This is a genomic window from Candidatus Effluviviaceae Genus V sp. (assembly GCA_014728125.1).
Lineage (GTDB): Bacteria > Joyebacterota > Joyebacteria > Joyebacterales > Joyebacteraceae > WJMD01.
The window spans coordinates 40,411-49,818 of sequence record WJMD01000108.1 but is presented as its reverse complement, the minus strand read 5'-3'; the positions used below and the strand labels follow the sequence as shown (position 1 = coordinate 49,818).

At 67.5% G+C, this 9,408-nt stretch carries 12 protein-coding genes; 10 read left to right on the top strand and 2 right to left on the bottom strand.

Annotated elements, in window-relative coordinates; genetic code table 11:
* The first annotated feature begins 100 nt into the window (after positions 1-100).
* From GF405_06770 to GF405_06745, 6 genes are all read left to right on the top strand, one after another.
* Positions 101-739, top strand: coding sequence for a class II aldolase/adducin family protein (locus tag GF405_06770; protein ID MBD3367861.1), 639 nt, complete (start codon positions 101-103; stop codon positions 737-739).
* Positions 740-751: 12 nt separating this feature from the next.
* Complete coding sequence (gene sppA, locus GF405_06765; protein ID MBD3367860.1) at positions 752-1,645, top strand: signal peptide peptidase SppA; 894 nt, start codon at positions 752-754, stop codon at positions 1,643-1,645.
* Positions 1,646-1,908: 263 nt separating this feature from the next.
* Complete coding sequence (locus GF405_06760) at positions 1,909-2,238, top strand: integration host factor subunit beta (protein ID MBD3367859.1); 330 nt, start codon at positions 1,909-1,911, stop codon at positions 2,236-2,238.
* Positions 2,239-2,251: 13 nt separating this feature from the next.
* Complete coding sequence (locus GF405_06755; protein ID MBD3367858.1) at positions 2,252-2,347, top strand: AURKAIP1/COX24 domain-containing protein; 96 nt, start codon at positions 2,252-2,254, stop codon at positions 2,345-2,347.
* 18 nt (positions 2,348-2,365) lie between these two features.
* Positions 2,366-2,926, top strand: coding sequence for a flavin reductase family protein (locus GF405_06750; protein MBD3367857.1), 561 nt, complete (start codon positions 2,366-2,368; stop codon positions 2,924-2,926).
* Positions 2,927-2,944: 18 nt separating this feature from the next.
* Positions 2,945-3,346 (top strand): hypothetical protein, encoded by a 402-nt coding sequence (locus GF405_06745; GenBank protein ID MBD3367856.1) that lies wholly within the window; start codon positions 2,945-2,947, stop codon positions 3,344-3,346.
* Between the two features lie 82 nt (positions 3,347-3,428).
* Here the strand turns inward: GF405_06745 and GF405_06740 are convergent, their stop codons facing one another.
* Positions 3,429-4,751, bottom strand: a complete 1,323-nt coding sequence (locus GF405_06740; protein ID MBD3367855.1) for a hypothetical protein — start codon at positions 4,749-4,751, stop codon at positions 3,429-3,431.
* Complete coding sequence (locus GF405_06735; GenBank protein MBD3367854.1) at positions 4,748-5,266, bottom strand: hypothetical protein; 519 nt, start codon at positions 5,264-5,266, stop codon at positions 4,748-4,750. The genes GF405_06740 and GF405_06735 overlap by 4 nt, the downstream gene beginning before the upstream one ends.
* 205 nt (positions 5,267-5,471) lie before the next feature.
* Between GF405_06735 and GF405_06730 the strand changes: the two genes are divergently transcribed.
* From GF405_06730 to GF405_06715, 4 genes are all read left to right on the top strand, one after another.
* Positions 5,472-6,719, top strand: coding sequence for a tetratricopeptide repeat protein (locus tag GF405_06730; protein MBD3367853.1), 1,248 nt, complete (start codon positions 5,472-5,474; stop codon positions 6,717-6,719).
* Positions 6,716-7,528: a hypothetical protein gene (locus tag GF405_06725; GenBank protein ID MBD3367852.1), complete on the top strand. Its 813-nt coding sequence runs from the start codon at positions 6,716-6,718 to the stop codon at positions 7,526-7,528. Before GF405_06730 ends, GF405_06725 begins: the two co-directional genes overlap by 4 nt.
* Complete coding sequence (locus GF405_06720) at positions 7,461-8,519, top strand: DUF4837 family protein (GenBank protein MBD3367851.1); 1,059 nt, start codon at positions 7,461-7,463, stop codon at positions 8,517-8,519. Before GF405_06725 ends, GF405_06720 begins: the two co-directional genes overlap by 68 nt.
* Positions 8,520-8,625: 106 nt before the next feature.
* Positions 8,626-9,255 (top strand): tetratricopeptide repeat protein, encoded by a 630-nt coding sequence (locus GF405_06715; GenBank protein MBD3367850.1) that lies wholly within the window; start codon positions 8,626-8,628, stop codon positions 9,253-9,255.
* Positions 9,256-9,408: the final 153 nt, after the last annotated feature.

Sequence of the window (9,408 nt, the reverse complement as noted above, 5' to 3'; positions counted from 1 at the left end):
GGCGCGTTCGGGCCGCGTTGACACCACCGGGGCCCGCTGGTAGACTCTGCGCGCCGGGCGCCCCGGCACGCCTCACGGCGCCGCGGCTCGGAGGAAGTCCATGGCCGATGAAACAGCATTCAGGAACCTCATCGTCGAAACGGGCCGCCGTCTCTGGCTTCGGGGCTACGTGGCGTCGAACGACGGCAATATCAGCGTGCGTCTGGACGACGGCAGCATCCTCGTGACACCGACGGGCGTCTCAAAGGGCTTCCTGCGCTCCGAAGACCTCGTTGTCGTGAGCCGGTCCGGGGAGCGGATCCGCGGCCCCCGCGTCCCGACCTCCGAGCTCGGCGTGCACCTGGCGGCGTACGCCGCATCGCCGCGCATCATGGCGGTCGTTCACGCCCATCCACCCGCAGCGACGGCGTTCGCGGCCGCGGGCGTCGAACTCGATCACGACATCCTTCCGGAGGTCGTCGTCACGCTGGGACGCGTGCCGACGGCCCCATACGGCACCCCCTCCACGTCAGAGCTCGAGGCCGCAGTGGCGCCGTTTCTGGCGGAACATGCCGCCGTGCTGCTCGAGAACCACGGGGCGCTGACGGTCGGACCCGACCTCGAGACGGCCTACTTCCGCATGGAAACGGTCGAGCACGCGGCCGACGTCGCGATCAGGGCGCGGACCCTCGGAGGACCCCGCCGGCTTCCGGGAGCGGCCGTCGAGAAGCTCAGTGAGCTTCGTTCCGAAGGCGACTAGAGGGGAGAGGACATGGCCAGCAGAGGGTGTCTCTGGGGATGGATCATCGGGGTGGCGGCGCTGCTCCTGATCGTGCTCGTCACCGTGGTCACCATCGAGTCGGTTCTGGGTGAGCGGATCTCGCTGCCCATGCCGGGACGGCACGTCGGTCTCATCCGGATCGAGGGGTTGCTCGCCGATCCAACCCGGATCATCTCGGACATCGACGAGCTCACGGACGACCCGTCGATCGGAGCCGTCGTGCTCCGCATCGACAGCCCCGGTGGGGGCGTGGCAGCCTCACAGGAGGTCTACTCCCGGATCGTCGAGGCCCGGGATGACGGCACGCCGTTCGTCGTGTCCATGGGGACGGTCGCGGCCTCGGGCGGCTACTACGTCGCCTGTCCCGCGGAGTCCATCCTCGCCAATCCAGGAACGCTCACCGGCAGCATCGGCGTCGTCCTGTCCTTCATGAACTTCGAGGAGCTCTTCGGTAAGATCGGCGTGGACATGGAGGTCGTCAAGAGCGGTCGCTACAAGGACACGGGTTCCTGGTCGCGGCAGATGACCGACGAGGAACGCGCGCTGCTGCAGGAGACGATCGACGACATCCACAGGCAGTTCGTCGAGACGGTCATCCTCGAGCGAGGGCTCGAGCCGGCGCGCGTCGAGAGCCTGGCCGACGGACGCGTCCTGTCGGGACGCCAGGCGCTCGGGGCCGGACTCGTGGACCGCCTGGGAACGCTCGATGACGCGCTTGCCGTGGCGGGCCGGCTCGCCGGCATCGAGGGGGAACCGAATGTCCGTCGTCCCGTCAGGCCCAGGAGATTGACGCTGTTGGATCTGGTGGGGAGCACGCTCGGCTCACTGGCCGACGAGTCGCCCGCGAAGGCGGGTGCCCAGTACCTCTGGTATCCCGGCAAGTGAGCATGACAAAAGCATTTGACAGCCCCGTGCAACGCTGTTAGGATATCCTCGGAGCGGGACGGTCGATGTGATCGGCTCCGCTGTGCCGTAGCGAACGACGCAAGACCTGATGACCGTCGTCCGGGGAGGGCAGGTCCCCTCAGGACGGGCGGTTTCACTTCCTGGATGATAGATACCAAGCGCCCCGCCGAGTGATGCGCGGCCTCGTGCGCCGCGTGCTGAACTGCGGGCCCAGGTTCAGGTCTGACGGAGGTCCGAAAACCATGACGAAGGCGGATCTGGTCGACCAGGTCGCGGGCAAGACAGGGCTGACGAAGCGCGACGTCGCGCTCGTCGTCGAGGGACTGCTTGCGGCCATCAAGGACTCGCTCGCTGCGCACAAGCACATCGAGATCAGGGAGTTCGGCACCTTCAAGGTCAAGAAGCGCAAGGCCAGCATGAAGTACAACCCGCGCGACCGGTCTCAGAAGGTGATCGTGCCCGAGAAGATGGTGCCGGTCTTCAAGCCGAGCAAGTTCCTGAAGGAGAGAGTCAACTGGCTGGAGCCGGAGGGCGAGGACGAGCAGAGGACGCCCCCGGACGCAGCCGCCTGAGAACGGGGAACCCATGGCCAGTCTGAAGAAGAAGCGCCGCCGCAAGATGGCGAAGCACAAGCTGAAGAAGCGGCGCCGCAAGGATCGTCACAAGAAGAAGTCGCGGTAGCCTCGTCCGACGGGGAGTCTGAAGGCCTTGCCGAAACGCGCGCTCGACAGTGGGAAGCTCGCCCGGCTCGTCAACCACGGGCCGACGGTCCTCGTCACGTCTGCGCACACGGGCCGAGACAACATCATCACCCTTGCCTGGTGCATGCCCGTGAGCATCCGGCCGCCCATGGTCGGTGTTGCAATCGCTCCGGCACGCTTCTCGCATGACCTCATCCGGGATTCCGGCGAGTTCACGGTCAACGTGCCGCACGCCGGACTTCTTGACGCCGTATGGCGCTGTGGAACGGTCAGCGGCCGCGACGGCGACAAGTTCGCCGCGAGCGGGCTCACGAGGTGCGAGCCGAGCGTCATCGGGGCGCCCCTGATCGACGAGTGCATCGCGCACATCGAGTGCAGGGTCGACTCCGCGCCCGTCGCGGGAGATCATACCGTCTTCATGGGAACTGCTGTCGCGGCGTCCGTCGAGGACGGCGCCTTCGATGGCAGGCTGACGCTCCGGGACAGGCACCACACACTGCATCATCTGGGCGGCAGCGAGTTCCTGACATCAGCCGGCGAGATCATCTCGGCGGCCTGACGTCGTGAGGGAGGTCGAATGAGCGACCGGACGCAGACAGGATGGGAGGGCCGCGAGAGGCGGCAGTCCCAGCGGGTCGACGCCCAGATCGCGCTCCAGCTCTCCGGCGGCGACGAGGCGTTTCCAGCCGAGTCGATCACGACCGAGAGCATCAACGTCGGCGCGGAGGGCATCTACTGCCACGTCGATCACTTCGTCGCTCCGCTGACGAAGCTCCAGGTGACGATGGTGCTGCCGCTCAAGGGACGCAAGGGACAGACGAAGAACGAGATCATCAAGACCGACGGCGTCGTCGTCAGGTGCCAGCCGGCCGGGAGCGACAAGGGCGGCTACCGCATCGCCTGCTTCTTCACGGGCGTCGACGATGCGACGCGAGAGAAACTGACCGAGTACGTGCGGCAGCATCTCGAGACGACGTGAGTGAACGGACCACGAGCGGATACACGAAGCCCCGGGCTCTCGCGAGCCCGGGGCTCTTTCTTTGCGGTTGATGCGCTGACCGCTAGAACCTGTACGCCGCCTCGACGACCACGGCACTCTCGTCCGTCGACTCGCTGTAGTCGTAGTCGGGACCCGAGCGCTCGTACCCGCCGCCCATCCACGCGGCGTCGATGGAGAAGACCGTGTCGATGAGCACGCCGGCACCGACCGTGAAGTACGATCTGTCGGTGTCGATGTCGAGTCCCCGGTAGGCGATCGGGCGAGTCATGTAGCCTGCGCGCAGCCTCAGCGGCCACGTCGGGACGATGAACTCGGCCCCGACGTTGATGTCGAGCGCCTCCTCGTATGCCGTGCGCCGGCTCTCGAGCAGCCCGCCGTCCTCGAGGAAGACCCTGCCCGCGTAGTCGGTCTCGGACCAGTCGGTATAGCGAACGTCAGCGGCGAGAACGATGATATCCGTCGGTGTGAAGGCCGCGCCGGCCTCGAACGTGAAGGGAAGCGTCACCTCGTCCTCGAAGTAGACGACCTGCTGTTCGGTCTGCCCGTCGTACCACTCGACCTCTTCCCTGATCGTCCCGTCGAAGCTCAGCGTCAGAGGCGACCTGGCTACCAGCGCGCACGTCAGGAGCTCGTTCACGTAGAAGAGCCCTCCCACGGTGGCGCGGAACCCGGACACATCGGACGTCGCGTCCGAGGCGTAGCCGAGGGTGCCGTCGTAATCGGGAGGCGTGTCCTCGCCGTCGGCCGCCCACGCGAATCGCTGGTCGTAGCTCCCGCTCAGGAAGGACACCGTCGCACCGAGCGCGACGTTCTCGGACGCCTCGATTGCCGCGGCGGCGTTCCACGACATGATGCCGCCGTCGGCCTCGAAGGCCTCGGCCTGGTCGACGACGTTACCATCCGTGCCGTCAAAGCTGCCGCTGTAGGCGGCGACGAAATCGCTGTCGAAATCGTAGACGTGTTCGCCCGAAAGCGCGAGCACGAAGCTCCCTCTGAAGGTCGGAAACGGATAGGCGACGCGCAGCGACGTCAGGTCGGTCCCGGTCAGCTCGGTATCAAAATCGGTCCCGAACGCGTTGCCGTCCATGGACATCGCGTTTCGCGCGAGCCCGCCGGCGATCTCGATCCGACGCAGCCGGGTGAGCCCGGCTGGGTTGACATAGGCCGCCGATGCGTCGTCGACGACAGCGAGTCCCGCGCCTCCCATGCCCATCGCTCTGGCGCCCACGGGAACCGGCGCCATCAGCGGGAGTTCGAAGACGCCGGGAGCGACATAGTAGTCGTACGCCTGCGCCGTCCCGCAGGCGAGAACGAGCGATGCCAGTACCACGAGCGCCGCGAGAGCGCCCCGTCGCTGCCGGAGCAGAACCCCCGGCCCGCTCACTTGCCCTTCTTCCCGGATCGCCACAGGCTGCGCTCCTCGTTGGTCTCCTTCTTCTCTTCCTCTTTCTGTTCCTGCTTGGGCTCGTGCTTGGGCTGCGAGATACTCGCGCCCGGAGGCCTCGAGGAGGGGGGACCGGAACGACTGTCGTTGTCGGGACGCGTGAAGCCCCAGCCTTTCGTCGCCCAGCCGCCGCTCGACCAGAGATGCCTCGTGCCCTTCTCGATCTCCGGCCCCTCGTAGTCTCCATCGTCCCCGTCATACGGGTCCCACCACCAGTAGTCATCGTACCACCAGGGATACCCGTAGTAGCCGCTCCACCACGTGTGCGATCTGCCGTAGCTGTAGTAGGGGTGGTAGTAGGCGGCGTTCGCGTGGCAGTCGGCGCACGACCGGTAGTAGCCGCCCGCCTCGACTGCCTGCGTTCCGGTCGGATGACGGAGGACGGTGTAGCAGCCCGTCATCGCGGCGACGGCCACGAGTAAGACGAGCACGAGTCCGATACGCCATCGAGCCATGATGTTCCTCCCTCACGCTGCTCGAGCACGGTCGAAGCCGAGCGCTATGACCCAGCGAATACGACGCCGTTCGCAACGTCAACATTCAACATAGCACGCCCCCGTAGCCCGGTCAAAGCGTAGGACGTCCGGCAGTTTGTGACGAGGCCTCGGACGTGGTACACTCCGGCGGCTTCATGACGCGGTGTTTTCCATTGGAGACAGCATGAGAAGGAACACGCGGTTCTCAGCACTCGTTCTCCTGGCCGCTCTTCTTCCGGCGGCCGGGGCCTCGGCCGTCGCCCTGCCGACGGCGGTGCGCGTCGAACGGGCATCGGAGTTCTTCAGCCGCTACAGTATCGCCAGGCTGATGGAGCTCGAGGGGCTCTACTCGAGCGCGCTCGTGCAGTACCGGCGCGCGGAGTCCGTCGAGCCCGGTCACTGTGAGACCCGCGCCGCGATCGCCAGAGTGCTTCTCTCGATGAGACGGCTCGATGAGGCGAGGGAGGCCGCACTCGAGGCTGAGGAGCGCTGCCCGGAGGATCTCGAGGTCGTGGCGCTTCGCGCGAGGATCGAGCTGGCGGACGAGCGGCCGGCGGTCGCGGAGTCGCTCCTGGTGGCTCTGACCGAACGTGGAGACCCGCCGCGCCGGATCACGGTTCTCCTGGCGGGCGCCCTCGTCGGTCAGGACAGGGCCGAGGAAGCCGAGGCGCTGCTCGCGGAGAGGGCGGCCGAGGACTCCCTCGCGGCCGACATCGCATTCGAACATGCCCGCACGCTGCTGCTGCTCGACCGCGTCGACGAGGCGCTCGCCGAGCTCCGGCGTTCTCACCATCTGGACCCTACCAACCCGTCCGTCGCGGGACTCCTCTCGCGGCTTCTTCTGGCCAGCGGGCACACGGAGGAGGGCGTCAGACTGCTGGAGCGGTTCCTCGGAAGCGGAGCCTCGGAGTCGGAGTACATAGCGCTCGCCCGGGGATACTCCGAGCTGGGACGCCCGGAGCGCGCCCTCGAGGTGTTGGACGAGGTCACCGAGCGTGACGGCATGTCCGAGGCCGTCGTCAACGCCAGGGCATCGATCCTCTTCGCTGCCGGCGACTCCACGGCGGCCATCGGGGTCTACGAGCAGGTGCTCGAGGAGAACCCGGAATCGGTCCCGGCACTCAACTTCGTGGCCTACACACTCGCGGAGTGGGGAACCAGACTTGACGACGCCCTCCGGTACGCTCGGAAGGCCGTCGCGCTCGAACCCGACGACCCCCGTATCCTGGACACTCTCGGGTGGGTCTACTACAAGCTCGGTCGTTACGAGGACGCGGTCCGCGAGCTCGAACGTGCGATCGAGGCGGGGGCCGAGGACCCCGTCATCTTCGAACACCTGGCCGACGCCTACGAACACACCGGCCGCGTCGATGAGGCGCGGGCGATGCGTGAGCGCGCACGCCGGACGGACGACCAGGAGGACCCCAGGTGAGAGCCGCGCTCCTGATCGCGACGGCGTTCATCGCCGCGCTCGTCTGCACCGGATGCGGCCCGCCGCCCGGCGCGCTCAGGCCCCTCGATGACGTCGAGCTCAGCGACCTCGCGGAGAGGATCTACGAGCCGCTGTCAGACGTCGAGGCAGTCAGAGCGACCGGTACAGGACAGATGACGGTCTCCGGGAGAACCCTGCGCTTCGGGTTCGCGCTCCTCCAGAGCGGACCGTCGTGGCTCCGGCTCGACATCCGTCCCGACCTCGTGGGGTTCGGAAGCGCCCTCAACTCGCTCATCCTCGTCGAGGGCGCGTGTGCGAGAGCCTACTTCCCGGCGCGGGTGATCGAGGTGCGAGGCTGCTTCGATCAGATCTTCGGTTTCCCCGCCCTCGAGGGCGCGGCCTCGCTCGCGACCGGGTTTCCGGACGCCTCTCTCGTCGAGTCGATCGAAGGGGCGATGATCAGGACCGAGGGCGATGCGCTGGTGCTTCGGGGCACCCTCGGCGGATCGCCGATCGAGCTCACCATGGCCGGCGAAAGCGGGGTCGTCACAGGCATCAGAGCAGGCGACCCGGACGCGTTCGACGAGGTGACGATCCGCTACGAGGGACACGGGTGGAAGGACGCCCCGCCGTGTCCGAGGGTCATGAGCGTCGTGGCCCGCGAGGGCACAACGAACGAGACGCGGATGAGGCTCGAGTTCGAGACGTTCCGTGCGGCCGAGGGCGTCGACCGCGGGCGGCATGCGCTTCCCGTCCCGCCGGGAGCGCGGCTGCTCTCGTGGCGCGACCTCTTCGGGGACAAGGAGTAGAACCATGAGACGCATCATCTGTCTGCTGCCGGCCCTCCTGTTGATGGTGTCCTGTTCCGGCCCCACGATCTCGGCGGTCGGCGAGAGCGACGACCTCGTCATCGTGACCGCCGGAGGCGCGTCCGACCGTCTTGTGCGAACGGCCGTCGGGGTGGCCGAGCAACCCGTCGCCTGGCTGCTCGACGAGCCCGTGTTCGCATCGACGGTCCGGACGCTCGACCAGATCAAGCGCGTCACCAACCGGCGACACCTCCTGCTGGTGGGCACCTGGGAGGACGAACTCGGCGCGTTCGCCGAGCGGCGGTTCGAAGGCCTCGAGCGGGGCGCGCCCCCGGAGTTCGTCATCGCAACCGATGTGTGGGCCGAGGGACAGGTGGCCGCGGCGGTCGTCGGCCCGGACGAGAAGTCGGTCGTGGCCTTTCTCAAAGAGCGCGCCGCGGGGATCATCTTGGAGATCGAACTCGTCTCGGAGCGTCGACTCGCCCGGAACCTCTGCTCGACAGGGGAGGCGGACCGGAGGGCCGCGGCCCTCATCGAGCGATTCGGGTGGTCGCTTTGCCTGCCCGACCAGTATGAGCTGTTCACGACGCAGGAGGGCGAACCGTTCGCTTTCTTCCGCCGCACGAGACCCGACAGAACGGTGTTCGTCGCCTGGAGGCAGGGAGACGCAGCCGACGTGACCGAGGATGCCGCAACGGCCTGGCGCCAGGAACTGTCGGTGAAGTACCTGGACGGAGACGAGATCGAACGAAGGCGACCGTTCTCTGCAGAGACGGCCCGCCTGGCCGGTCGGCGGGCCGTGCGGCTCAGAGGATGGTGGGCCAACACGGAGCTGGTCGGCGGAGGTCCGTTCGTCTCGTACTGCTTCGCCGTGCCGGAACAGGGGAGGGTCTACCTGGTCGACGCAAGTCTCTTCGCCCCGAGCTTCGACAAGACGGCCCTGATGCGGAACCTGGAGGCCATTGTCAGGACCTTCCGGACCGGGGACTGACGACAACCCGGCAACCTTGACAAAGCGAAGCCGTTCTGATATCTTCCGCCGGGCGGTCAGGGACCCGGTCGTGCTTCAACCCGGCACACTGTGGGAACATGTTGCCATGACGCTCGAACCCGAGTCGTTGAACGGTGTCGTAGCGCACCTGGAGGAGCTTCAGGAGGCGGAGGGACGCGGCCGGACGGCGGCGTCACTTGCCGAGGCGTATCGTCTTCAGGGACGTCCGGAAGACGCCGTGCGGGTGGCCAGAGAGGCCGCCGGGGCGCTGCCGCGGCACGTCGCCGTGCGGATCGCGCTGGCCCGCGCGCTGAGCGACACGGGGGATACCGAGGGCGCGCGCCGGACCTACCGAGACGCCCTGACACTCGACCCTGAGAACCTCGAGGCGATGGCGGCCCTCGATGAGAGCCGCAGCGACGCGCCGGCCCCACCTCCAGTCGAGGAGCCGGAGCCGCCCCACGCCGGGACGCTCTCCGAGGAACTCGCTCATCTCTCGGAGCTCTTCCTTGAGCCGCGCGGACCCGGCCAGTCGCCTCCGGAGGGCGGCATCGCCACGCTGACGCTGGCGGAGATCTACGCCAGGCAGGGTCTCCTGCAACGCGCCATCGGCGTCTGCGAGATGCTTGTGGAACGGGACCCGGACGACAGGAAGGCCAGAGAGCGCCTCGAGACCTACAGGAAGCGCTCCGCCGACGCCGAGCTCGCGGGCGAGGCGGCATCGGCCGGGCGATAGAGGTCCCGGGCATCACGCCCGGAGGATAGCGGCCGCCGGATACGCCCGGCGGTCTCTCCGTTCGGCGGAGCCTCACGGGCATCGGAACCCGCGTCGGCGACGGGGACAACGGAGTTGACGGTCCGGGCGTTCCCTAGTATCGTTCATCTGTTC

Excerpts from the sequence above, each read along its gene's own strand:
- GF405_06745 (MBD3367856.1), top strand. The coding sequence starts at position 2,945 with ATGAGCGACCGGACGCAGACAGGATGGGAGGGCCGCGAGAGGCGGCAG.
- GF405_06715 (MBD3367850.1), top strand. The coding sequence starts at position 8,626 with ATGACGCTCGAACCCGAGTCGTTGAACGGTGTCGTAGCGCACCTGGAG.
- GF405_06755 (MBD3367858.1), top strand. The coding sequence starts at position 2,252 with ATGGCCAGTCTGAAGAAGAAGCGCCGCCGCAAGATGGCGAAGCACAAG.
- sppA (MBD3367860.1), top strand. The coding sequence starts at position 752 with ATGGCCAGCAGAGGGTGTCTCTGGGGATGGATCATCGGGGTGGCGGCG.
- GF405_06730 (MBD3367853.1), top strand. The coding sequence starts at position 5,472 with ATGAGAAGGAACACGCGGTTCTCAGCACTCGTTCTCCTGGCCGCTCTT.
- GF405_06720 (MBD3367851.1), top strand. The coding sequence starts at position 7,461 with ATGCGCTTCCCGTCCCGCCGGGAGCGCGGCTGCTCTCGTGGCGCGACC.
- GF405_06760 (MBD3367859.1), top strand. The coding sequence starts at position 1,909 with ATGACGAAGGCGGATCTGGTCGACCAGGTCGCGGGCAAGACAGGGCTG.
- GF405_06735 (MBD3367854.1), bottom strand. The coding sequence starts at position 5,266 with ATGGCTCGATGGCGTATCGGACTCGTGCTCGTCTTACTCGTGGCCGTC.
- GF405_06770 (MBD3367861.1), top strand. The coding sequence starts at position 101 with ATGGCCGATGAAACAGCATTCAGGAACCTCATCGTCGAAACGGGCCGC.